Annotated in this window: 22 protein-coding genes; 12 read left to right on the top strand and 10 right to left on the bottom strand. The window is 50.4% G+C overall.

Annotation, left to right across the window (positions count from 1 at the left end):
- Positions 1–289: 289 nt before the first annotated feature.
- On the bottom strand, positions 290–538 hold the full coding sequence (locus ACSTTO_RS01340) for a hypothetical protein (protein ID WP_439271302.1): 249 nt from the start codon (positions 536–538) through the stop codon (positions 290–292).
- Positions 539–779: 241 nt separating this feature from the next.
- Here ACSTTO_RS01340 and ACSTTO_RS01335 point away from each other — a divergent pair, with 241 nt between their 5' ends.
- Positions 780–1,277 carry a DUF2165 family protein gene (locus tag ACSTTO_RS01335; protein WP_439271301.1) on the top strand — a complete coding sequence of 166 codons (498 nt, stop codon included), beginning with the start codon at positions 780–782 and terminating at the stop codon, positions 1,275–1,277.
- Between the two features lie 88 nt (positions 1,278–1,365).
- On the opposite strand, the gene ACSTTO_RS01330 is transcribed toward ACSTTO_RS01335, so the two are convergent.
- The 7 genes from ACSTTO_RS01330 to ACSTTO_RS01300 all read right to left on the bottom strand — a co-directional run bounded on the left by ACSTTO_RS01330 (position 1,366) and on the right by ACSTTO_RS01300 (position 9,943).
- Positions 1,366–2,655: an amidase gene (locus ACSTTO_RS01330; RefSeq protein WP_439271300.1), complete on the bottom strand. Its 1,290-nt coding sequence runs from the start codon at positions 2,653–2,655 to the stop codon at positions 1,366–1,368.
- 120 nt (positions 2,656–2,775) lie between these two features.
- Positions 2,776–3,744 carry an ATP-binding cassette domain-containing protein gene (locus tag ACSTTO_RS01325; protein WP_439271299.1) on the bottom strand — a complete coding sequence of 323 codons (969 nt, stop codon included), beginning with the start codon at positions 3,742–3,744 and terminating at the stop codon, positions 2,776–2,778.
- Positions 3,737–4,753, bottom strand: a complete 1,017-nt coding sequence (locus ACSTTO_RS01320) for an ABC transporter ATP-binding protein (RefSeq protein ID WP_439271298.1) — start codon at positions 4,751–4,753, stop codon at positions 3,737–3,739. Before ACSTTO_RS01320 ends, ACSTTO_RS01325 begins: the two co-directional genes overlap by 8 nt.
- Positions 4,750–5,571: an ABC transporter permease gene (locus ACSTTO_RS01315; protein WP_439271297.1), complete on the bottom strand. Its 822-nt coding sequence runs from the start codon at positions 5,569–5,571 to the stop codon at positions 4,750–4,752. The genes ACSTTO_RS01320 and ACSTTO_RS01315 overlap by 4 nt, the downstream gene beginning before the upstream one ends.
- A 4-nt stretch (positions 5,572–5,575) precedes the next feature.
- Positions 5,576–6,511, bottom strand: coding sequence for an ABC transporter permease (locus tag ACSTTO_RS01310; RefSeq protein WP_439271296.1), 936 nt, complete (start codon positions 6,509–6,511; stop codon positions 5,576–5,578).
- A gap of 138 nt (positions 6,512–6,649) precedes the next feature.
- Entirely contained in the window at positions 6,650–8,251 is a 1,602-nt protein-coding gene (locus ACSTTO_RS01305; protein ID WP_439271295.1) for an ABC transporter substrate-binding protein, read from the bottom strand.
- 60 nt (positions 8,252–8,311) lie between these two features.
- Positions 8,312–9,943: an amidohydrolase gene (locus ACSTTO_RS01300; RefSeq protein WP_439271306.1), complete on the bottom strand. Its 1,632-nt coding sequence runs from the start codon at positions 9,941–9,943 to the stop codon at positions 8,312–8,314.
- 503 nt (positions 9,944–10,446) lie between these two features.
- Here ACSTTO_RS01300 and alkB point away from each other — a divergent pair.
- The 4 genes from alkB (at position 10,447) to ACSTTO_RS01280 (ending at position 13,788) form a co-directional block, all read left to right on the top strand.
- Positions 10,447–11,097, top strand: coding sequence for a DNA oxidative demethylase AlkB (alkB, locus tag ACSTTO_RS01295; RefSeq protein ID WP_439271294.1), 651 nt, complete (start codon positions 10,447–10,449; stop codon positions 11,095–11,097).
- Between the two features lie 120 nt (positions 11,098–11,217).
- Positions 11,218–12,288: a bifunctional DNA-binding transcriptional regulator/O6-methylguanine-DNA methyltransferase Ada gene (gene ada / locus ACSTTO_RS01290; protein ID WP_439271305.1), complete on the top strand. Its 1,071-nt coding sequence runs from the start codon at positions 11,218–11,220 to the stop codon at positions 12,286–12,288.
- Between the two features lie 279 nt (positions 12,289–12,567).
- On the top strand, positions 12,568–13,212 hold the full coding sequence (locus ACSTTO_RS01285; RefSeq protein ID WP_439271293.1) for a hypothetical protein: 645 nt from the start codon (positions 12,568–12,570) through the stop codon (positions 13,210–13,212).
- Positions 13,213–13,395: 183 nt separating this feature from the next.
- Positions 13,396–13,788, top strand: coding sequence for a hypothetical protein (locus ACSTTO_RS01280; protein WP_439271292.1), 393 nt, complete (start codon positions 13,396–13,398; stop codon positions 13,786–13,788).
- Positions 13,789–14,031: 243 nt separating this feature from the next.
- Here the strand turns inward: ACSTTO_RS01280 and ACSTTO_RS01275 are convergent, their stop codons facing one another.
- Entirely contained in the window at positions 14,032–14,754 is a 723-nt protein-coding gene (locus tag ACSTTO_RS01275; RefSeq protein WP_439271291.1) for a LuxR C-terminal-related transcriptional regulator, read from the bottom strand.
- Between the two features lie 263 nt (positions 14,755–15,017).
- On the opposite strand from ACSTTO_RS01275, the gene ACSTTO_RS01270 reads away from it, so the two are divergent.
- Positions 15,018–15,785 (top strand): Crp/Fnr family transcriptional regulator, encoded by a 768-nt coding sequence (locus ACSTTO_RS01270; protein WP_439271290.1) that lies wholly within the window; start codon positions 15,018–15,020, stop codon positions 15,783–15,785.
- Positions 15,786–15,909: 124 nt separating this feature from the next.
- Here ACSTTO_RS01270 and ACSTTO_RS01265 read toward each other — a convergent pair whose 3' ends face one another.
- Positions 15,910–17,367, bottom strand: coding sequence for a serine hydrolase domain-containing protein (locus ACSTTO_RS01265; RefSeq protein WP_439271289.1), 1,458 nt, complete (start codon positions 17,365–17,367; stop codon positions 15,910–15,912).
- Between the two features lie 82 nt (positions 17,368–17,449).
- Here ACSTTO_RS01265 and ACSTTO_RS01260 point away from each other — a divergent pair, with 82 nt between their 5' ends.
- The 6 genes from ACSTTO_RS01260 (at position 17,450) to hutU (ending at position 24,268) form a co-directional block, all read left to right on the top strand.
- Entirely contained in the window at positions 17,450–17,731 is a 282-nt protein-coding gene (locus ACSTTO_RS01260) for a hypothetical protein (protein ID WP_439271288.1), read from the top strand.
- A 79-nt stretch (positions 17,732–17,810) separates the two neighbouring features.
- Entirely contained in the window at positions 17,811–18,785 is a 975-nt protein-coding gene (gene hutG / locus ACSTTO_RS01255) for a formimidoylglutamase (RefSeq protein WP_439271287.1), read from the top strand.
- Between the two features lie 175 nt (positions 18,786–18,960).
- Positions 18,961–20,208 carry an imidazolonepropionase gene (gene hutI / locus ACSTTO_RS01250; RefSeq protein WP_439271286.1) on the top strand — a complete coding sequence of 416 codons (1,248 nt, stop codon included), beginning with the start codon at positions 18,961–18,963 and terminating at the stop codon, positions 20,206–20,208.
- A 38-nt stretch (positions 20,209–20,246) separates the two neighbouring features.
- The gene (gene hutH, locus ACSTTO_RS01245; protein ID WP_439271285.1) at positions 20,247–21,782 is read left to right on the top strand and encodes a histidine ammonia-lyase; all 1,536 of its coding nucleotides are present in this window, start codon (positions 20,247–20,249) and stop codon (positions 21,780–21,782) included.
- Position 21,783: 1 nt separating this feature from the next.
- On the top strand, positions 21,784–22,602 hold the full coding sequence (gene hutG / locus ACSTTO_RS01240; protein WP_439271284.1) for an N-formylglutamate deformylase: 819 nt from the start codon (positions 21,784–21,786) through the stop codon (positions 22,600–22,602).
- Positions 22,595–24,268, top strand: a complete 1,674-nt coding sequence (hutU, locus tag ACSTTO_RS01235) for a urocanate hydratase (protein WP_439271283.1) — start codon at positions 22,595–22,597, stop codon at positions 24,266–24,268. The genes hutG (ACSTTO_RS01240) and hutU overlap by 8 nt, the downstream gene beginning before the upstream one ends.
- The last annotated feature ends 127 nt before the right edge of the window (positions 24,269–24,395 follow it).

The raw sequence follows: 24,395 nt of genomic DNA, 5'->3' as shown, positions 1-24,395 counted from the left end.
AATCAACCAATCGCAGAGGCGAAACTCCCTGCCGCTAGCAGCAAGGCCGCCCTCGTTGTGGCGCTATATAGACCCCCATAAACAAAACTGTCAACACTCAAAAATGCCATTTATCCATATTTTATGACAAAATTTGTTCTTTTCCCTGTTTTATCTCCCGCAACAAGCACACAACCGCCTCAAAAACCCAAAATCACCCCCTCAAACACATCTCATATATCAAAATCAAGCAGCCAAAACCGCCTCCAAACCCCACAGATCCGACTCAAATGCATGGAAAAATACAGAATCAATGTGCCGGATAATCAAGGAAGAGCCGGACGGTTAATGCTCCGTCACGGGAAACTTTTACGATTTTGCGCTCTATGCTGAATAAAGCAGCCTCTCCGCCTTGATTTTCAACTTCAAGAAAGTCCCCGTTCTGTAACAGCGACAAAGCAGCCTCAGACAAATTGGCCAGAGCAATATTATAGCCATTCTGTCCGGCCCAGATTGCCGCGGTTTTGGATAATTCCACACGATATATATTGTCTGTCATTCATCTGCCCTTCCCTGAAGCTCAAATTACCGTTAAATTACATTATCTGCATATAGATAGGCTGATACAGATTAGAATTGAATTATCCGCCTTCTGCGGATCATATATGTGAGTGATGCGCCCAGACTTTAAAAACAGTGGCCTGCTTTTCCGATTCTGCACATAATTCTGAAGATTAATCTCAATCGAATGCTTCCGGCCGGTTCAGCGCCGGAACATTTGCAGTAACAGGACAAAAACCGTGATTACACGTCTTTCAAAAGCTGTTTTGGTGCTGGCTTTGTCAGCCTTCGCCTTTATGGTGTCTTTTAATAATATCACTGATTACGGCTCGAACTTTGCCTTTGTTCAGCACGTTTTCAGCATGGATACGACTTTTCCCGGCAATGCTGCCATGTATCGCGCCATTACCACACCTGTTTTATGGCACATTGGCTACTGGATTATCATTGCCGGTGAGACACTCACCTTTATTCTGTTTCTGATCGGCGGCATTAAATTGCTCACCACACGCAATCAATCCGCTGACGCTTTTAATACCGCTAAAAACTGGACCATCGCCGGCGCAACAATCGGCTTTCTGGTCTGGTTTGTCGGCTTTATGGTTGTTGGCGGTGAATGGTTCCTGATGTGGCAATCAAAAACATGGAACGGTCAGGATGCTGCATTCAAATTCTATATGTCGATTCTGGCTGTATTGATTTATGTGGTGCAGCCGGAACGCGAATTGAAGCGCTGATATTAATATAAAGAATACGAAATTGAAAACGCCGCAACACTTACCCGTTGCGGCGTCTCATAACTTTAATGATTCCCGTGAAACATTTTTATGCTTTCAACAGGGCTTCAAAGGCAGCGCCAATTGCCAGAATTTTACGGTCAGAACCATTGCGGCCAACAAGCATCAAGCCGGCCGGGCGTTCCGGCATCAGCATAGGAATGGAGAGAGCGGTCATCGCAAACTGGTTGACGATCTGGGTATTGCGCAAATAAAGCGTTTCAAAATGGTCATATGCCGCTTCATCCGCCTCCACGCTGGCAATAGCCACCGCCTTGACCGGTGTTGTCGGCATCAGGACAACATCAAAACCCGCCATCATCTCATCCGCACGTTTTACCAGCTCGCCGCGAAAGGCCAATAATGCCTGATAATCAGCATCTGCTACTGTCAGACGATCCCGTAATGGTTCACTGACACGCACATCAACCGGAGCAGACGGGGCGGCAAGCCAATTCTTGTGAATTTTTGCAGCCTCAATACCAACCAATGATCCATTATTCGGCCCTGTGCGCAAATCCTTGATCAGTGCATCAAAACTACACTCTGCCAAAGCCGCGCCGGCCTGTTTGAGTTTGTCCAGCACAGCCTGATAGGCCGCGGCAACATCATCTTCCATATTCTCCAGCACAATACCCTGTGCAATACCAATTTTAAGGCTGGCAATATCAATATCCGGCAAAGGCAGTGGCGGCTCTCCGGCCATGATTGCATCAGCATCGGCACAGGCGGCAACTGTTTTAGCCAAAGGGCCTACAGAATCGAGGCTCGGTGACAGGGGAAAAGCGCCTTCCAGAGAAACGCGGCCATAAGTCGGCTTAAAACCGACAACACCATTCAGTGCAGCCGGAATGCGCACTGAACCACCGGTATCGGAGCCAATGGCAATATCGCAGCTCTCTTCCCCCGCGCTCACCGCAGCACCCGATGAGGAACCGCCGGCAACAAGGCGGGCATCATAAGCATTGCCCGGCACCCGATAATGCGGATTAAGACCGGTTGCCGTGAAAGCAAACTCGGTCATATGTGTTTTACCGATAATAACGGCGCCGGCCTTGCGCAGGCGCTGCACGATCACAGCATCCTCAGAAGCCGGTTCAGCGCTTTTGCGAATGATTGAACCGGCAAGGGTCGGCTCGCCCGCTACATCAAACAAATCCTTGATTGATACAATTTTACCGTCAAGCGGGCCCAGCGTCTCACCGCGTGCCGCACGCTGATCGGCAGCATCTGCTTCCTTACGCGCTGTTTCAGGATAGAGTTTCACATAAACAGCTTCTGTCGCCTTACGATCCTCAAGGCGCTGTAAAATTACATCCAGTTTGCGGCGTACTGACACTTGCCTGCCCCCATATTTTCAACTGCAATATAATTGATAATGAAAGGCCATGAACCGTGATGCGGATCATGGCCTTTTCTTATCTTCTCACATGATTACCTTCCAATTTGCAACAGGCACTCAACGGGCAATCAAACGCACCTGATGCGCCTGCGCAATTGTGTGAAGTTCAGTTGCCGGCGGCATACTATAGACATCATGTGTGCCAAATTCGCGCGGGTAATAATCATATCCAGGCGGCGGTGGCGGCGCTTCCTGCTGCCTTACCAGTTCTTTCCCCCTCACTATTGCAAAAGGATCAGGAATGGCGCTCATCAGACGGCGTGTATAAGGATGTGTCGGATTGGCAAAAATACTCTGCCAGTTACCCTGCTCAACAATCTGGCCGAAATACATCACCGCAACACGGTCACTCATATGTTCAACCACGCTAAGATCATGGCTGATCATGATATAAGACAGCTGCAATTCCTCTTTCAGCTCCAACAGAAGATTGATAATCTGCGCACGGATTGACACATCAAGTGCCGAAACCGGCTCATCAAGCACAACCACTTTGGGGTTGAGAACCAGCGCGCGGGCAATCCCGATACGCTGGCGCTGACCGCCTGAAAACTCATGCGGCAAACGCCTGGCCTGATCGGGTTTTAATCCCACCAGCCGCATCGTTTTCTCCACACGGTCATTGAGTTCGGATTTTGCCGTCACACCCTGCAAACGCAGTGGTGCGGCAAGAGATGTATAAATTGTCTGGCGCGGATTAAGTGAGGCATAAGGGTCCTGAAAAACCATCTGCGCCATCTGTGCCCGTTCAAGCCGGCCTGGTCCTTTATCACCGGTGATCAGCCTGCCTTCAAAATAGATAGCCCCTGAAGTTGGTTTTTGCAGGCCAAGAATTGTCAGTCCCAGGGTGGATTTGCCGCAACCGGACTCCCCCACGATGGAAAGACATTCGCCTTTATGCAGATCAAGGCTGAAATTATTAACTGCCCGCACAGCCTGTCTGGACTTGCGAAACAAGCCGGCAGCAACCGGAAAATGAACATTAAGATTTTCAATACGCAACAGCGGCGTGTTCTGATCACTCATGATGATAACACCTCACGAAACCGCCTGCCGGAGCAATATTTCCATTATTCCCGGCAAGCCCCGTTTCAAGCTCTGTTTGCGGCGGAACCTGCGTCAGACATATATCTGTTGCCCGCGCACAGCGTGGCTGAAAACGGCAGCCTTTGGGAAATGCCGAGATAGAGGGCACCACCCCCTCAATTTCCTGCAGTTTCTTGCGTTTATCAGGCTGCCGTTGCCCCAAAACCGGCAGCGAGCTTAAAAGACCATGACTATAGGGATGCGCCGGATGGTTGAACAAATCCGTCACGGCCTGTTCTTCCACCAGATGACCGGCATACATCACACCGATGCGCTTGCACATTTTGGCAATCACACCAAGATCATGGCTGATCATCAACACAGCTGTGCCCCGCGATGCGCACAATTCCTGCATCAGTTTCAAAATTTCCGCCTGCACAGTCACATCAAGCGCGGTTGTCGGCTCATCGGCAATCAAAAGATCCGGATTGCAGGCCAAAGCAATGGCAATCATCACCCGTTGCCGCATACCGCCGGACATTTGATGCGGGTAATTTTTCACCCGGCTTTCCGGTGCCGGCACATGCACCTGCGCCAGCGCCTCCACCGCTTTTTTCTCCGCTTCATGCCATGTTGCTCCCTGATGGAGCACAAACATTTCCGCAATCTGCCGCCCAACGGTTGCCAGCGGATTCAGCGCCGTCATCGGCTCCTGAAAAATCATGGCAATACGGCTGCCGCGCAACTTGCGCATATCGCGATTGCTTAATTTGCGCAAATCCTGCCCTTTAAACAGAATCTCACCGGAACTGACCTGCAACGGACGGTTCAAAAGCCCCATAACCGACAAGGATGTAATGGATTTTCCGCAACCTGATTCACCAACCAGGCCAAAGGTTTCCCCCGCTCCAATCGCGAATGAAACATTCTCGACCACATTAAAGCGGGTATCGCCGGAAACCATATCAATATGAAGGTTCTTGACTTCTAATAACGGCGTCTCACTCATGATTTGCGGCTCCTCATATGCGGATCAAGCACATCACGCAGTCCGTCACCAAAAAGATTAAGACCAAGAACAGTGAGAAAAATTGCCAGCCCTGGAAAAATCGCCGCCCATGGTGCGATTGCAATCAGTTCTCGTGCATCTGTCAGCATGCTGCCCCAGCTTGGAAATGGCGGGCGAATACCAAGCCCCAGATAGGACAAAGCCGCTTCGGCCAGAATAGCATCCCCCATGCCAAGTGTGCCGATCACCAGAATAGGGCCGATCATATTCGGCAAAATCTGGGTGATCATAATGCGAATATCACTATAGCCCAGTGTTTTTGCTGCCTGCACATAGCCCTGTTTTTTTAACGACAAAGCAGAAGAACGCGCAATGCGGCAGGTCCATGACCAGTTGGTCATGCCAAGAGCAATCAAAAGGCTGCCAAGGCCGGGGCCAAGAATAGCCATAATTGCCAATGCAAAAATCAATGACGGGATGGAGAGCATCAAATTGGTTAAGCCGCAGACAAAATCATCCCAGCGGCCACCAATATAACCGGCAGAAATGCCAAATGTCAGGCCGATCATTGTATTGATCAGCTGCGACACCACGCCGACAGTCAACGAAACACGTGCGCCATAAAGCACACGGCTGAACACATCACGCCCCTGCGCATCGGTACCAAACCAGAAATCACCGTCCGGCGGCAGTTCCGCATTGATCAGATCTGCATCAAGCACAGGATCATAATGCGCTAAAAGCGGCGCAAAAACTGCAGCGGTCACAATAAGCGCGCACAATATTCCGCCAAATAACAAATTGAAACGTAATCTCATGGGGCTACTCATGGCTGATGCGCGGATCAATAACCGCATAAAGAATATCGACAACCGTATTGATGATCAGGAACCACAAAACGATCATGAGAATAGCGCCCTGCACCACCGGAATATCGCGCATGGATACACTATCCACCAGAAGCGAACCAAGACCCGGCCAGGAGAACAATTTTTCAATCACCACGGCAGCCCCCATCAGGGAGCCAAATTGCAAACCAACCGTTGTGATGATCAAAACCAGCGCATTGCGCACCAAGTGCCAGATCACAAGGCGATAGGCATTCATACCCTTGGAACGTGCGGTGCGGATAAAATCTGCGCCCATCACCTCCAGCACAGCGGCACGCGTGGTGCGGGCAAGCAGGGCAAGCGGGGCAACGCTCAGGGTCACAGCAGGCAGAATAAGATTGCGGATACCGCCATCCCCATAACCAAAGCTTGGCAGCCAGCCAAGACTGAGCGCAAAGAAATACATCAGCAGCAGGCCGAGCCAGAATTGCGGCAGCGACAGGCCGGAGACCGCGCCAATCATTGTCACCGTATCAAGAATACTGCCCGGGCGCAGTGCCGCGATAAATCCGAGCGGCACACCAATTAAAACAGCAAGAAACATCGCAGCTGTTGCCAGTTTTATCGTTGGCCACATGCGTTCCATCAGCACCTGTGTTACCGGCTGGCGTGTGCGAAAGGATTTCCCCAGATCAAATTGCACAAGGCTGACAATATAAGTGCCAAACCGCTCATAAACCGGCTTATCAAGGCCGAATTCCTTATTCATCTGTTCAACAACTTTGGGATCATTCCGCCCCTTGCCGTCAGCAATAAGACTGGAGGTGAAACTTCCCGGAATAACACTGAAAATAACGAAGATAAGCAATGATACGGCCAGAATGGTCGGTATCATCTGCAAAACCCGCCTGATAATAAATCGAAGCAACCTGCCTGCCCTTCCTGTTGCATGTCAAAGACTTAAAATCTTTTTCCGGCCGTGGCCGGATGCGTTGCAAAAGCCTTGAAGACGGAGAGCACAGATATGCTCTCCGACATGTCTCCAAAACTTCAGACAACGCCGGATTTAGCGGCCGGCGGGCACGCTGTCGTCAACCCAGAGATCTTCATAAGCCTGGATTGCAAGCTCGGCGGAATTGGGCTGCAGGCCATGCAGCCATGGCTGATAGGCCATAACCGCCTTGTTATAATTGAAGAACCAGTATGGTGCCTCATCCTGTACAAGATTATTCGCCTGTCGCAGCAGATCATTGCGCTCATCTTCAGATGCCGCCTTCTGTGCCGCTTCATACAGCTTGTCAAATTCAGCATTATTGAATTTGGTATAGTTACAGGAAGATTGCGGCGTCTTGGAGTAGAAGCACTGCATGGCCGTTAAAGGATCCGGCCCGCTCCCCAGCGACCACATAAAGGCCTGAAAATTGCCGGCCGGCACAACTTCAGACAAGACAGCAGATTCCACCGGCTTGGTTTTGAGCCTGATGCCAACCTTATCCAGCATCGGAATAATGGCTTCGGCAATTGTCAGCCCCCAGCTTTCATTCTGGGTTGCCGTCACCTCAAATTCAAAGCCATCCGGATAGCCGGCTTCCGCAAGCAGGGCTTTCGCTTTTTCCGGATCATAAGGATAAGGTTTCGCATCCTTATCAAAAGCCGGGGAAGACAAAGGCAGCCAGCTGACAGCGCGATAAGCCTTATCCTTGGCAAGACGCTTGATGATCAGGTCAGAATCAATCGCATAATTGATCGCCTGACGCACACGTTTATCCTGCAGCGGTTTGACATCCTGATTGAAACCCATAACGCGGGTGTAGACTTCCGCCACCTCCAGAATATTCTTCGACAATTCCGGATCATTTTTATAGGTTACATATTGCGCAGGCCCGAGAACCGAAACATCCACTTCCTTATTGCGGAAGGCAACATCACGGGCTGCAGCTTCCCCCATCAGCATAATATTGATCTTGTCTGCATAGGGTTTGTCTTTGAGATAGAATTTATCCCATTTTTCAACAGTCAGACGGGAGCCTGGCACATATTCGGCAAATTTATAAGGCCCGAGCCCCACAGGGCGGCTTTTGAAACTGTCTTTATCCGCCTCACCATCCGGATAAATCACCGTGCTTGGCTGCATAAAGATGAACCCCGGATCAAGCGCCTCATTGAGGGTGATCTCCAGCGTAAAATCATCAATCTTTTTCAGCCCTTCAATATCCTGTGCCTTGCCTTCCGAATAGGCATCAGCCCCCTTAATATTGCTGATATAGCGGGCACCGATATAGGCTTTGCCCGGCGTCATCGCACGCTTATAGCTGTAGATGATATCATCCGCTGTCATCTGCTTGTCATTATGGAAATATGCATCCTGACGCAGCTTGAATGTATAGGTCAGCTTATCTTCTGAAACAGTGACATCTGTTGCCAGATCAAGCTGCGGCTTATTGGCATTGCCATCCCATGCATAAAGGCGGCGATGCAGGGCTTTGGTCGGAAACTCATCCTGTGTCGCTGTGGTTGCCTGATTATCCAGCGTGCCAAAACTTGAGCCGTAAGGCGCAACAAAATTGATGGTGCCGCCATGGCGCGGCTCTTGTGCGGCTGCATTCATAACAACGCCGGCAAGCAAGGATGCCGCCATTGTCGGGATCAAGGCAAAATGTTTTATCATTGATATACCCCTCTTCTGGAATTTATTATTTTTAAAGCACAATGCTAAGCTTGCCGCCTTTTAGCGGGCAAACACAATCTCACCGCCGCGCAATGTCATGATGCATTGCGTGTCATTGAGAATTTCCTCCGGTGTTGCCTCCAGCATATTACGTGAGAATACGGCAATATCAGCAACCTGACCGGCAACCAGTTTCCCCTTCACATGTTCCATTTTTTGCGAAAACGCCCCGTATTCCGTATAAACCTGCAAAGCTTTTTCAATAGAAACGCACTGGTTTTCATCCATCACAGTGCCTTTCCATGTCTTGCGGGTCAACATTGTATAAATATTGGGGAACGGGTTTGGATGGCAGACAGGGCTGTCACTGCCGGTTGCCGGTTTAAAGCCAAGATCGCACCAGGTTTTCAGCGGATAGCTTGAACGGGCGCGCTCATCCCCCAGAACCGAAATATAGGCATCGCCAAAATCATAGATGAAAACCTGCTGCGGGCAGGGATAAATACCCGCTTGCAACATACGCTGATGCTGTGCATCGCTGGAAAAACCGCAATGTTCAATCCTGTGGCGGCGATCCGGATCAGGGCAGGCAGCAAGAGCTTTTTCATAGGCTGTGATTAATTGCTCAATCGCCCTGTCACCAATGGCATGGCAGGCAAGCTGATAACCTTTGGCATGGGCATCCATCACCATGGCCTGCAATTCCTCATCGCTGAGAATTTGCACACCGGTATTGTTCACATCCCCTCCCTGATAGGGGGCAGACATCCATGCGGTTTTACCGCCCGCCGAACCATCGAGAAATAATTTAACCGCGCCGATTGTCAGCATATCATCGCCAACACCGGAGACCAGCCCGCTCTCATAACATTGCGGCACCACGGATTTTCCCGGATCGCCAAGCAAAACCAGCCATGTGCGCACAGGCAGGCGGTTGTCACGCTTGGCAATATTATAGGCGCGGATTTCCTTATAGCCGGCAATCTGGCCAACCGCAGCATCCATGCAGGAAGTGATACCATAAGAGAGCAGCATATTGCCGCCATCTTCAATCGCCTCAATAATCTGCTCTTCATCCGGTGCCGGAATAACAGCGCGTATCAGATCCTGTGCATTCTCCGCCAGCAAACCGGTTAAAACACCATTCTGCTTTTCGATCAGGCCGCCTTCCGGCACAATCGTATCTTCATCAACACCGGCCAGTTTCAATGCACGGGAATTGGCAACAGAAACATGGCCGCAGGCGCGTGTCAAAAATACCGGATGATCAGGCGCTGCCTGATCCAGCTCCGATTTATGCGGGTGGCGGCCAATATCAAGCTTGGTCTGGTCATAGCCGCGGGCCATAATCCATTCGCCTTTGGGCAGGGTTGCTGCTTTGGCGGAAATTGCCTGCTGCAATGCCGCAAGGCTTGGCAGGGCTGCGGGTGTTGCATCAATTCTCTTCAGCGAAAGGCCGGTGGAAATCAAATGCAGATGGGCATCATTCAGGCCGGGCGTGGCAAAGGCACCCTGCAGGTCAATCAGCTCGGTTGCCTCCCCCTGAAACTGCAGCACATCCTCGCGCTTGCCGCTGGCCAGCACCTTGCCCTGCCAGATGGCCAGAGCCTCTGCGGTTCCCTCTTCATAACCGCACCAGATGGTACCATTATATAAAATTTTGTCGGCAAAAATCATCCGGCCTGCAGCCATGGATACGCCCTCCCCCTTCATGCTGCTGCAGAATGATAGTGCATAAAACACCATGCACGCTCCTGCAGTATTATCGTCATTTCCCGTCATGCCGGTTCACCCTGCCCCTCACAGGAGAAGGCAAAGCCCCGGCATTTTTCATTTCCTTGCAAGAGCCTTTCATTATACGAAATGAAAAGCAAGCTGCGCATTTATTAAAATCAGATGTTATTTTTACGTCATTTTGCGCAATAAAACTGCATTTTGCTGGTTTTTGCTTTTTTCGCCGCCCGATATGCACACCCCTCATAGAGCCATGCATAAATTCGATGAATACAGACGCAGGAATCCGGGCATTTTTGCCAGGAAGATTCGTGTAATTTCCTGTCGCTGAGAGATTGATTTTACCATTCACGGAAAATGAGAATTTGATTTTTTAGCCGATAAAACCTGCTTCTCCTTTTCCATTCACACGCATCTGGTTTATAAATACAATCATTCACACAATCATCCGGTTTATAATTATGCAGGATCTTTTTTCAGCAATTTTGCCGCCCCCTCTTCAGCAGGAAAAACTGGCTGAAGGCGCATTATTGTTGCGCGGCGAGGCGCTGAAGGCAGAAGAAGAGCTGCTTGCAGCATTAGCAACCATCACAGCACAGGCACCATTGCGCCATATGCAGACCCCTGGCGGCTATACTATGTCAGTCGCCATGAGCAATTGCGGTTCACTAGGCTGGATCAGCACTACCAGCGGCTACCGCTATAGTGCGCTTGATCCGCTGAGCGGCCGGAACTGGCCGGCTATGCCCGCCTGTTTTTTGCAACTGGCGCAAAGTGCTGCAGCAAAGGCAGGCTATAAGGCGTTCAAACCCGATGCCTGTCTCATCAACCGTTATGAACCAAAAACCAAACTTTCCCTGCATCAGGACAAGAATGAAAAAAGCCCTGAACATCCGATCGTTTCGGTTTCATTGGGGTTGCCTGCCACATTCCAGTTCGGCGGTTTGAAACGTACCGACCCCATACACAAATATCGTCTGTATCATGGTGATATTGTTGTATGGGGCGGCGCCTCCCGGCTCTTTTATCACGGCATCATGCCGTTGAAAGACGGCGAACATCCGCTGACCGGCCGCTGCCGCATTAATCTGACTTTCAGAAAAGCCGCCTGATTTGAAAATAAGATTTGCGGTGTATCGCGCTTTTTCATGCAATATCCTGCATTCTGCCATTCAAGATATTTTGCCCCAAACAGAAAGGCGGCAAGCGTGCACAAACCTGTCAGTTTAAACATAAAAACATGTATAAATGACCCGCGCTGGCAGGCTGTGCTGCAACGCGACAGCGCGGCAGACGGCCTGTTTGTCTATGCAATCCGCACCACAGGCATTTATTGCCGCCCCACCTGCCCGTCACGCAGGCCAAAGCCTGAACATACACAAATTTTTGACACGTCGCAGCAGGCTGAAAAGGCAGGTTTTCGCGCTTGCCTGCGCTGTCATCCGCAGCAGGCAGAAACCTTGCAGCAACAACAAACCCGTATTATCGAAAATGCCTGCCGCCTGATCCGTGACAGTGAAACAATACCTGATCTGAGCCGGCTTGCCGCCGCTTCCGGTTTCAGTATTTCACATTTTCACAAGCTTTTTAAACAGATTACCGGCATCACGCCCAAAAATTATGCCCAGTCATTACGCCTGCAAAAACTGGAAAACGCACTCAATAAAGGCGATATTTCAGTCACTGAGGCCATTTACCAGGCCAGTTATAATGAAAGCAGCAATTTCTATGCCGCTAAAAACAAACCCTTTGGCATGACCGCATCTGCCTATAAAAAAGGAGGCATGAACATCATGCTCCATTATGCCATCGCCCCCTGCTCTCTGGGGCAGGTTCTGGTTGCAGCAACAGATAAAGGCATCAGCGCCATTCTGCTTGGCGATAATCCTGAATTATTGCGCAATGAGCTTGAGCAGCGTTTTCCCAAAGCGAAGATTCAACCTGCCGATGCCGCTTTTTCTGTCACGCTGGATCATTGTATTGCCTTTATTGAGCAGCCGCAAAACCATTTTACGCTGCCGCTGGATATTCACGGAACCGTTTTTCAGCAAAAAATCTGGCAGATCTTGCGCCGGATCCCCCCCGGGCAAACTGTGAGCTACGCAGAACTTGCCCGCCTTGCCGGCATGCCCCGGGCCGCACGTGCTGTTGCCGGCGCCTGTGCAGCCAATCCGCTTGCTGTTATCGTGCCCTGCCACCGCGTTGTGCGCAATGATGGCGGCCTGTCCGGATATCGCTGGGGTGTGGAGCGCAAACGCCAATTGCTGGATAAGGAAAGCCTGCAGAAAAATAACAGGCAATAAAATACATAACCGTATTAAGACCAAAGGTTTAGTACGGCCTGAAAAGCACTATATCCGTAAATTTTTCTAAACAATAAGGCGGGCCGGATCATCCGGTTTATACATTTACCCCGCCATTTTCCTTAAAAACTCTATCCTTTTTTATAGCCTTCAAACCGCAAAAATTTACATACAATCAATGCCAGCAAAGCCGCTCAAGCTTTGTTGGTATTCAATCATCAAACCACTTTCAAAGCCACACGAGCCGGGCGTTTTATACGCCCCGGAAAGGAGTTAGCTATGGCTAAACTGGGTATCCTGTTGTGCGCTGGTATTATCAGCTTTACCGGTGGCAACGCATTGGCGCAGTCTTTGACAATCGACAATAATGCCAATTCCAATTCACAATCCGGTGCAACCGCCATTGCAATCGGCAGTTCCAGCACATCACCAAACAAGGTGAGAACCACAGTGCCGGCAATTTCACCCGGTCTGGTTGCGGCAGGCGTACATTCCTGCGCCGGCTCTGCAAGCGCCGGCATCGGTGCAACCGGCTGGGGTTTCGGCATTGGGTCAACCTATGAAATGCGGGAATGTAACCGGCGCGCCTATGCATCCGCTCTGGCAGGACTGGGGCACAAAAATGCAGCCCTTGATCTGGTATGCCTGAATAAGGAAGTGCGCGCCGCGCTCAATGCAACCGGTGTGGTCTGCCCTTCGCAGGGTTTGTCTGCACGGCAAGTGTCTTACCGTACAGTACAGCCGGCAGCCGCGGCAGCACCACGGCGTCAGGCGGCATCTGTACCCGCCCCTGCCGGCAAAAAACGCACTTACTCTGCCAAAGCCCTTGGCCTTACCAGCAGTGATCTGGAAGCTAAGGGGTGCACCCTGCGCAACGATCCGCAGAAAGGACGCGCCTGGTTCTGCCCCCGTCCGATCATGTGAAGACCGGCAGGATGCATAACCAGACCAAGCACAAAATCATCCGCAACTCAGCAAAAACTGCATGTGTGGATATAGCCTTCTGCCCATGGTTTCAGCTTATCAACGGCCATGGGCAGCGGGGTATATCGCCAAAGATATATCTGGCAAACGGGAGATTTGCCATAACAGTTGGAGGATATGAATATGAAAACGATTTTTGCTTTTTCAGCCGTAGCTGCACTGGCTCTTGCCGGCACATTGCCGGCTGCAGCCCAGACCGTGGAATGGGGCGGCGGATTTGTCGGCCAGTCCATGGGCGGGTCTGCTGTTAGCGGTGGCAGCCTGTTTGGCGCAGGCTCCAGTGCTCAGGGTTACGGCACAACCAATGGCTGGGCCACATCCAGCGGTATCGGCGGCGGTGTTGTTGTACCGGGCTTCGGTACCGGTGCCTCCGCCTCGCTTTACAGCTCAGGAGTGTCCGGGCAATCAGGCGCAGTTGCCAATTCCAGCACCGGCCTTCTCGGCGGCACGTCAGCAGCCAGCGCAACCGGTGGCGCAATGGGCTCAGCATCAGGTTTTGTCAGTATCCATCCCTGATCATGCATTGTCCGATTACAGATGGATCGTGCTTTATCTTGATGCCAGCGGCAATCCTGTTGTGAACAAAAAACAGCGGGAAACCTATTCTACGCCGCCTGCGCGCAAAATAATGGAAGGTTTTCATATCTTCCGTTTCGGCAAGAATGAGAGTCCGAGTCAATAGGATACCCGCTCTCATTCCGCAGGAGTGGACATGTTCCACTCCTGCACAAAAGTGCAAGCGCCCTTTAAAAAACGCCCTCAAAAAGCATCGTGATACAGAGTATTGAGTTTGTAAGCCACTTCTGTTCTGTTCGTTGCGCCAAATTTTTTCATAATATTATGCATATGAACCTTCACTGTTGCCTCACTCATATTAAGATCATAGGCAATCAGTTTATTGGCCTTTCCCTGACGTAACAGCTGTATCACCTGAATTTCCCGTGCCGTGAACAGACCACTTAACTCATGGGGGGTATCTTTCACCGGCTGCATTTTTTCTGCAAGGCAGGTTGCGGGTATAAAAATCCCGCCCGCCATGGCCAGATGCACCGCCTCCACACATACTTTGATGCCAACGGAAGTGGGAATATAACCACGCGCACCAAGCTCAAGCGCACTCATAACCTGCGCCCATTCCTCCCGCTCCGACAATAAGATAACCGGAACCGGATCCCATTCGGTTTTGATGGTTTCAATCTCTGCCATAATTTCAGGATCGGTCACTTTTTTCGCGCCGATATGCAGCAGAAATATTGCGGCATTCATGCCGCGATTTTCCGCATCACCCTGCTCAAGGCTTTCATAACATATAACCGGCAAACGGAGCCCTGTTACCAGCAAGCCATTATATAAACATTCCCGGTCCAGATTGCTTTTGCAGATCAAAACAAGATGTTTCTCCGGACTATGCTCTGCACGCATAATCCTGCTTTCGCCAAACTCACCGGCTCCGACGCTTCCGGAAGCTGCCCTGAATTGCATTCTCCCGTTCCTCCCTTACACTGTATTTTTATATTTTCAGCCGTTGTCAGGCTGTTTTGGACACAACAACAGGCATCTGCGGTAAGGCAGTATGTTGTTTAAATAAAACGAGTGCTGATAATTTGAATTATTGCGATTATGGACTAAGCTTGTCCTTAACCTAAGTTAGCAACAATAAATTTTATAAATATTGAAAGTAATTTTGGTATAAACCAATAGGGGTAAGGGCTACATCATTTGATTTAAAATAAAAGGAGGGGGCTATGCATTCTAAAACGCCGCAGCTGAACAGCGCGACCAAAACGCTCATCGAGCTTCTCACAGCCCCGCCTATTTCCGCAAATTTCAAACCCGATGAGATGGCCGCCTTATCGGCTTTGCAGGTTGAAGAGCGCCAGCTTGATGCAGATAGTATCGTCATTACGCAAGGCGACCGGATACGCAGTTTTCATCTTGTGCAATATGGCTGGGGTTGCGTTTATCGTGATCTTTCCAACGGGGAGCGGCAGATTCTTGATTTTCCTATGCGCAGTGATTTTGTCGGCCTGCGCACCGCTGCCGGTTACAGCTATAATACGGTCTGTGCAATCACGCCGATGAGTGTTTTTGAGATCCCTCTCAATTCTCTTGCTCAGGCCATAACGCAAGCCCCGGGTCTCAGCTTTATTCTGATCGAGCTGTTTTCACGCCAGCGTTCGCTGCTTATTGAGCATTTAACCAATATAGGCTGTCGCAGTGCATTGGTGAGAACAGCACATTTGCTGCTGGAACTGGGCGACAGAGCCAAGGCCTGCGGCATGGGCGGAGAAGATGGCTTTAACTGCCCTGTCACCCAATATCAGCTTGCTGAGGCACTCGGCCTCACCCCCATTCATATGAACCGTATGCTGCGGGAATTACGTGAAGAAGGCCTTCTGCTTTTCAAAGCCGGCAGAGTGGATTATCTGAACCGCAAAGGGCTGGTTTATCTGGCTGAATATGACGGAGAATTTATGAATATGTCTGTCTTTGACAAGTCACTGCTCCATTAGAGAGTGACCCGTCAGAGAAAGATGGTAAATTATTTTAGCGCCTTGTAACAACAATCAAGCCGCAAACATGCTTAGACTATCTCCGAAACAACCGGATACGCATTTGTTAAAACCGGACAATGCACTAACAGTCATTTTCCCCGGATATCCGGTGAAATGTGCAATCGCCAAACCACATATGTTTCCAGTGTAGCGTTTCATTATCAGCGCAGGGAACAAGCACCGGAATTTTATCGTCTTTACCCCACCAATGTTCCGGCGTTTCCAGCGAGCGCAATGCATAGGCACCGGTATTGTCAGGCTGCATGATGCAATATTGGTAATCAGGCAGAAGATCCAAAGAAGTTGTCAGCTGCCCGTACCGCTCCTGAATGCGCAATATGCCCATCGGCCCTCCGTCATAAAGGCCGGTAATTGCCGAATTGACAGCAGCAGGCCTGAGATCCTTCCAGACAAATTTGCGATATTGCGATTGCTTTTGAGCGAGCTTTTCTGCGGCCTGCAAATATAGTTTTTGCGCATCATCTGCATGGCCGCGATCAAGAGCCACAGCAAGATCAGCGGCAGCATTACGGAAATCCTCAACCTCTACGCCGCTGGCATTGATGGAAATAAAAATGCCAAAACCTGTTTCCGGAACAAGCCGTGTAATGGAAAGGACCCCGCCTATGGAACCTGTGTGGTCTACAATGCGCATATCATTGCCATTTCCAATACGCCAGCCAAGCCCGTAACCGAGAAATGTATTATCCGGTGTTGTGCGGACTTGAATGCGCCACAGTTCTGCACATTTTTCATGAAAAAGCACCATTTTACCCTGGGGATGTGCATTTAGATTAAACAGCAGCCATTGTGCTGCATCATTAGGGCTTTGTGATATAGAGCCCGCTCCGATAAGATTGGAAAGATTATCCGGTTTAATCTTCTGCATCTTATCCCCGTTGCGTATATGAGGACGCGCAAAACGGGGATCATTTTCCAGATCCGGACGATTTGCCGATGCAGATTTCATATGTAACGGCGTGAAAATATAATCAGCCATCGCTTCGGCAAAATTCTTGTCATGAACCCGGTTGCACACTTCGGCAGCGATTGTGAAGTGTAAATTGGAATAGGCATAACGATCGCGGAACGGAGCAATTGAAGGCACGTTACCGGCAGTATTGACAACCTCATCAAAGGAGAGAACAGAACCATATTCAACCGCTGTTGCCTGACCGATACCTGTACGGTTAGAGCATAAATCGCGCAATGTTGCCTGCCGGCTGATTTCCTGTGAGCCTAAGGCAAAATCAGGCCATATTTCTTTAATAGGGCGATCCCAGTCCAGTTTTCCCTGCTCTGCAAAAATGGCACATAAGGTGGTTGTGAAAGCTTTGGAGCATGAGGCAATAGCAAACAGGCTATCTGCGGTAACCGGTTCGTCCTTGCCTGCCTCCAAAACGCCTATACCCTTTGTACAGAGAATTTTGCCTTGTCGGACAATTGCAAATCCTATACCCGGAATTTGAAGTGTGGCGCCTTGCTGGTGTAAGAAAGTGATCATCTTATCAACAAGAAGATCATCAGATATGCGATTCATCTTTATTATCCGTATCTTGTCATTTTATGCAGATATTGGCATTTCATTAATCTGCAATCCAGGAAAATGACAGGCCTGATAAATGGCAATTTGGAGAAATGGCGGGCAGCATAATGCAATCATTACCCTAAAAGCTCTGGCTCTCAATCCGGATAGATTTCCGCAAGATTATGAACCGGAAACTGGAAGCGATTGTGCATTCGCACAATGCAGCAAGGCAAGTACCCAAAGCCGTTCCTGCATTTCTATTTTTGCCGGACGTGCCACAATATTGATAGCAGAGCCTCTTCATTACAAAAAAGTAAAACATCTGGTCGCGGAACAAGCGCATTTTTGCGAATATATCTGTCCTACAATCCATTAATATGTATGTACATTTTATATTAATCTGCCTACAAATGTGATGCAACTCATATGGATATTGCGGCCGGGAGCACAATAATATGAAGCCATCAGAGGAAGCGGGAAAATATATATGGACAGGGCGCACGGATATTGCAGAGGGCATTTCCGGACGGCGCTGGCACCAGATCATTGCAACAGATGCGCAAACCGGCAAGGGCGATATTGTACTTGTCGGCTTTCCTTGTGATGAGGGGGTAAGGCGCAATGGCGGGCGCATTGGTGCGGCGGCAGGACCTGCGGCCATACGCGCAGCACTTGCCAATCTTCCGGCATGGCCACAGCTGTCACTCAAGGATCACGGGGATATTATATGCCATGGTGAGGCACTGGAAAATGCGCAGGCACATTATGCCGCAAATGTTAGCAACATATTGAAAAGCGGCGCTTTTCCTGTCGCTCTTGGCGGCGGTCATGAGATTGCCTTTGCAAGTTTTTCTGCGCTCGCCAAATATCTTGATCAAGAGCAATCCGCAGCCCCAAAAATCGGTATTATCAATCTTGATGCCCATTTGGATATCCGCGCAGATAAATGCCCAAGTTCCGGCACGCCTTTTCTGCAAATGAAACAGGAGTGCGATAAAAAAGGATGGGTTTTCAATTATATATGCCTTGGCGCCAGTCTTTTTTCCAATACGGCAAGCCTGTTTGAAAGAGCCGGAGAACTCAGTGCCTCTATTGTCTATGATGACGAAATGACACTTGAAAACAGCGCATTTTTCCTAAAAAAACTATATGAATTTGCAGCCGGCGCTGATCATCTTTACCTGACAATTGATATGGATTGTCTGCCTGCCGCTATTGCACCAGGAGTCAGCGCACCGGCAGCCTTTGGCATTCAGCCGGCTGTGGTTGAAATGGTGATTAAAGCACTGGCCAGAACCGGCAAGCTCCGCCTTGCGGATATTGCCGAACTTAACCCCCAATATGATATAGATGCCCGCACCGCCCGTTTGGCAGCACGGTTTATAGCCCGTATCGCATGGGAAATCTCGACAGGCGCTGCGCAGCCGTAATAATTATTCATTTCTCATTATATGCATGCAAACAGGCGCGGTCTTGCAGGCCGCGCTTTTTTATCTCCGCTTGCACGCAAAACACTCTCCCCCATCGGTATTTTTGCAGTTTTATAATCTATCTTGCCATTCATCAAATATGTATATACATATAAATCTATTGGAGGATATTGCTATGCAAGACAACACAGACAGTGTCACAGCCCCGTCGACTGTTCCGGTTCTGTGGCGCAATGCACGTATCTTAAGCATGAGTGAAAATGTTCAGGGCAATTCATACATGGAGAACGGCGCAATATTAACCTCCCACGGGCAGATTGATTATGTCGGGCCGGAAAATGATCTGCCCCTTGCTCTTAAAAATAATTGCAAGATAATCGATTGTGAAAACCGGCTGATGACGCCGGGTTTGATTGATTGTCACACCCATCTCATCCATGCAGGCAACCGCGCCCATGAATTTGAATTGCGGCTTAATGGGGCAACTTATGAAGAAGTGGCACGTGCAGGTGGTGGTATTATTTCATCGGTTAAGAATATGCGCGCTGCCAGTGAAGATGATCTGCTGCGCCAGGCTCTGCCACGCCTTGATGCGCTGATTGCCGAAGGTATCACCACGGTTGAGATTAAATCCGGCTATGGGCTGGATACTGAAAATGAAATAAAGGCATTGCGCGCGGCACGAAAACTGGCAGAGCAACGCAATATAGCGGTGCGCACCACTTTTCTCGGCGCCCATGCCCTGCCGCCGGAAATGAACGGCGATAAGCAGGCCTATCTTGATAAAATTATCAATGACATGCTGCCGCGCATTGCAGAGGAACATCTGGCCGATGCGGTGGATGGTTTTTGTGAAAATATTGCCTTTCTGCCGGATGAGATAGCGCGTGTTTTTGATGCGGCCAAAACGTATAATTTGCCGGTAAAACTCCATGCCGATCAGCTTTCCAATCTGCATGGTGCAGCCCTTGCCGCCTCATATCAGGCCTTATCTGCCGATCACCTGGAATATACCGATCAAGCCGGGGCAGAAGCGATGGCAAAAGCCGGCACAGTCGCGGTTTTGCTTCCCGGTGCCTATTATTTCATCCGTGAGACACAAAAACCGCCGGTTGAGCTTTTCCGCGCTGCCGGCACAAAAATGGCGCTGGCTACCGATAATAATCCGGGCACTTCGCCGCTCACTTCCCTGCTTTTGACCATGAATATGGGCGCAACCTTATTTCGCATGACGGTTGATGAATGCATTGCCGGTGTAACGCGTGAAGCCGCACGCGCGCTTGGTATTTTGGCGCAAACCGGCACGCTTGAGGCCGGCAAGGATGCTGATCTTGCCATTTGGAATGTCGATCGCCCTGCCGAGCTTGTTTACCATATGGGTTTTAACCCGCTGTGGAAGCGGGTTTTTAAAGGCCGTATCTGACGTAATAATTTGTGGGCAACGCCCTGATGGAGCAGCAAATGACACTTATTTTAAAGCCGGGCAGTGTTTCTCTTGGCACATTTGAGAAAATCTACCGTGAAAAATCAAGCGTGCGTATCGATACAGCTTTTCATGTTGCGATTGAAAAAGCCGCTGCCCGCATTGCGGAAATCGCCGCCGGTGACACGCCGGTCTATGGTATCAATACCGGCTTTGGCAAACTGGCTTCCATTCGTATTGCACCGGCAGATGTTGCCACTTTGCAGCGCAATCTCATTCTGTCGCATTGTTGTGGCGTGGGCGAGCCGCTGGACGAGGAAATTGTTCGCCTTATCATGGCGCTGAAGCTGGTTTCGCTGGGGCGCGGTGCTTCCGGCGTGCGCCTTGAAGTGATCAGGCTCATAGAGGATATGCTGGAAAAAGGCGTGACGCCAATGATCCCAGCCAAGGGTTCAGTGGGTGCTTCCGGCGATCTGGCACCGCTTGCCCATATGAGTGCGGTGATGATTGGCGAAGGTGAAGCTTTTTATAAAGGCATGCGTCTTTCAGGGGCAGAAGCTCTAAAACAGGCAGGTCTTGTTCCGGTGGTGCTGGCCGCCAAGGAGGGGCTGGCGCTGATCAATGGCACTCAAACCTCCACTGCACTGGCGCTGGCCGGTCTGTTTCGCGCTCATCGTGCCTTGCAGGCAGCATTGATCACCGGTGCGCTTTCAACCGATGCGGCTATGGGCTCCACCGCGCCATTCCATCCCGATATTCACACATTGCGCGGCCATCAAGGGCAAATAGATACGGCCGGTGCCTTGCGTCACCTGCTTGCCGGTTCCGCCATTCGCGATAGCCATCTGGAAGGGGATCAGCGGGTGCAGGATCCTTATTGCATCCGCTGTCAGCCACAGGTGGATGGCGCCTGCCTTGATATTTTGCGCCAGGCTGCCCGCACCCTTGCAGTTGAAGCCAATGCGGTGACTGATAATCCGCTGGTGCTTTCGGACGGACAAGCGGTATCTGGCGGCAATTTCCATGCGGAACCGGTGGCTTTTGCTGCCGATCAGATTGCACTGGCGATTTGTGAAATTGGTGCCATTGCACAGCGCCGCATTGCACTTCTGGTTGATCCGGCTTTGTCTTTTGGCTTGCCGGCATTTCTCGCCCGCAAACCGGGGCTTAATTCCGGCCTGATGATTGCCGAAGTTACTTCGGCCGCCTTGATGAGCGAAAATAAACAAATGGCGCATCCGGCATCGGTGGATTCCACCCCTACTTCCGCCAATCAGGAAGATCATGTTTCCATGGCCTGCCACGGTGCGCGTCGTCTACTGCCAATGACCGACAATCTCAATGCCATTATCGGTATTGAAGCATTAACCGGTGCGCTTGGCGTTGAACTGCGGCACCCGCTTGAAACCAGCCCTGAATTAAAAAGCGCCATTGCTGTGTTGCGCACAAAAGTGCCGACACTGCATGAAGATCGCTACATGGCCAATGATCTTAAAGCGGCAAGCGCCCTGATTGCTGACGGCTCATTCAATGCCAGCATCAGTCATGGTATTCTGCCTGTATTGGAGGCATAAAATGCAAGCCTTTGAGGTTAAACAAGGGTCGTCCCCCATTATTCTTGGTTTGCCACATACCGGCACTTATTTACCGGATGATATTTTTGCGCGTCTTAATGATAATGGCAAAATTCTTGCGGATACGGATTGGCATATCCATAGGCTTTATGATGGTTTGCTTGCTAATGCGACAATGGTGCGTGCAACATTTCATCGTTATTGCATCGATGCCAATCGTGACCCGCAAGGTGTCAGCCTTTATCCGGGGCAGAATACAACAACCTTGATACCAACAACAGATTTTGATGGCCATGCGATCTGGAAAGAGGGCGAAGAGCCGACAGAAGATGATATTCAAGATCGTTTAACCCGCTTTCATCAGCCCTATCATGACGCACTTGCCGCAGAAATTGAGCGTGTGAAGAAAATTCATGGCGTGGCAATTCTCTATGATTGCCATTCAATCCGTTCACATATTCCATTTTTGTTTGAAGGTAGGCTACCTGATTTCAATATTGGTACGGATATGGGTAAAACCTGTGCGCCGGAAATTGAAGCGCTTGCAGTTGATGTGACAGGCAAGGCTGCCGGTTATAGCTCGATTTTAAATGGCCGTTTTAAAGGCGGCTGGACGACGCGCCATTATGGCAAGCCTGAGCAAGGCACGCATGCTATCCAGATGGAACTGGCTCAATCAACGCATTTGGAAAGTGAAACACCCCCCTTTGCTTATGATGAAGCCAAAGCCGAGAGGCTACGCGTTCCTCTTAAAACCCTTTTGCAGCGGCTAGAAACCATTGCCGCAGATTTGAAATCCGGAGGAGAAAACCATGTCTGACCCACGCCATAATGAGCGCGAAATCCGCAGCCCCCACGGCACCACGCTCAACGCCAAAAGCTGGCTCACCGAGGCGCCATTGCGCATGTTGATGAATAATCTTGATCCGGATGTGGCCGAGCGTCCGCATGAACTGGTGGTTTATGGCGGCATTGGCCGTGCCGCGCGCACATGGGATGATTTTGACCGCATCGTTACAACGCTCAAAACCCTTGAGGAGGATGAAACCCTGTTGGTGCAATCGGGCAAGCCGGTTGGCGTATTTCGCACCCACAAGGATGCGCCCCGCGTGCTGATTGCCAATTCCAATCTGGTGCCCCATTGGGCAAATTGGGATCATTTCAATGAACTGGATAAAAAAGGCCTTGCCATGTATGGCCAGATGACTGCCGGTTCATGGATTTATATCGGCGCGCAGGGTATTGTGCAGGGCACATACGAAACCTTTGTTGAGGCAGGCCGCCAGCATTATGACGGCAATCTTAAAGGCAAATGGATATTGACAGGCGGCCTTGGCGGCATGGGCGGCGCACAGCCTTTGGCCGCAGTCATGGCCGGTGCCTGCTGCTTGGCGGTTGAATGTGATGAAAGCCGCGCGGATTTTCGTCTGCGCACCCGTTATGTTGATGAAAAAACCCACAGTCTTGATGAGGCGCTGGCTAAAATTGACGAGTGGACAGCCGCGGGGCAAGCTAAATCCATTGCACTTATCGGCAATGCGGCAGAAATTTATCCGGAACTTGTCAGGCGTGGTGTTCGCCCTGATATTGTAACAGACCAGACCTCGGCGCATGATCCGGTGCATGGTTATTTGCCGATTGGCTGGAGTGTTGCTGAATGGCGCGAAAAACAGGAAAGCGACCCGAAAACGGTTGAAAAAGCCGCACGCGCTTCTATGAAAGTGCAGGTTCAGGCGATGCTTGATTTCTGGAATGCCGGTATTCCAACAGTGGATTACGGCAATAATATCCGCCAGATGGCATTGGAAGAAGGGCTTGAAAATGCCTTTGCCTTTCCGGGTTTTGTGCCGGCCTATATCCGCCCGTTATTTTGCCGCGGTATCGGGCCGTTCCGCTGGGCAGCCCTTTCCGGTGATCCGGAAGATATTGCCAAAACCGATGCCAAGGTGAAGGAATTATTGCCTAATAACAAGCATCTGCATAACTGGCTTGATATGGCTAAAGAGCGCATTGAATTTCAGGGGCTGCCTGCGCGTATTTGCTGGGTGGGATTGGGGGATCGCCATCGCCTTGGCCTGGCTTTCAATGAAATGGTAAAAAATGGCGAATTGAAAGCGCCGATTGTTATCGGCCGTGATCATTTGGATAGCGGTTCTGTTGCCTCGCCAAACCGTGAGACGGAAGCGATGAAGGATGGCTCTGATGCGGTGTCTGACTGGCCGCTGCTCAATGCGCTTCTCAACACCGCATCGGGTGCCACATGGGTTTCGCTCCATCATGGCGGGGGTGTCGGCATGGGCTTTTCGCAGCATTCAGGCATGGTGATCTGCTGTGACGGGACAGAAGATGCGGCGCGCCGGATTGAACGGGTGCTGTGGAATGATCCGGCAACTGGTGTGATGCGCCATGCTGATGCCGGTTATGATATTGCACTGGACTGGGCAAAAAAACAGGGACTGCGCCTGCCGGCCATTTTGGGAAATTAATAATATCAGAATTTGAACTCACACCGCTTCCTTTCCGCTTGTGCGAACAGGGAGCGGTGCAGGCAATTACAAAATCATACGGATGTAACACCGCATTAAAAAAGCAAGCAGCCATAGCTAAAGCGCA

Origin of the sequence: Pseudochrobactrum albidum, assembly GCF_051851455.1 — a bacterium.
Lineage (GTDB): Bacteria > Pseudomonadota > Alphaproteobacteria > Rhizobiales > Rhizobiaceae > Pseudochrobactrum.
This window is presented reverse-complemented; position numbering and strand designations above follow the sequence as displayed.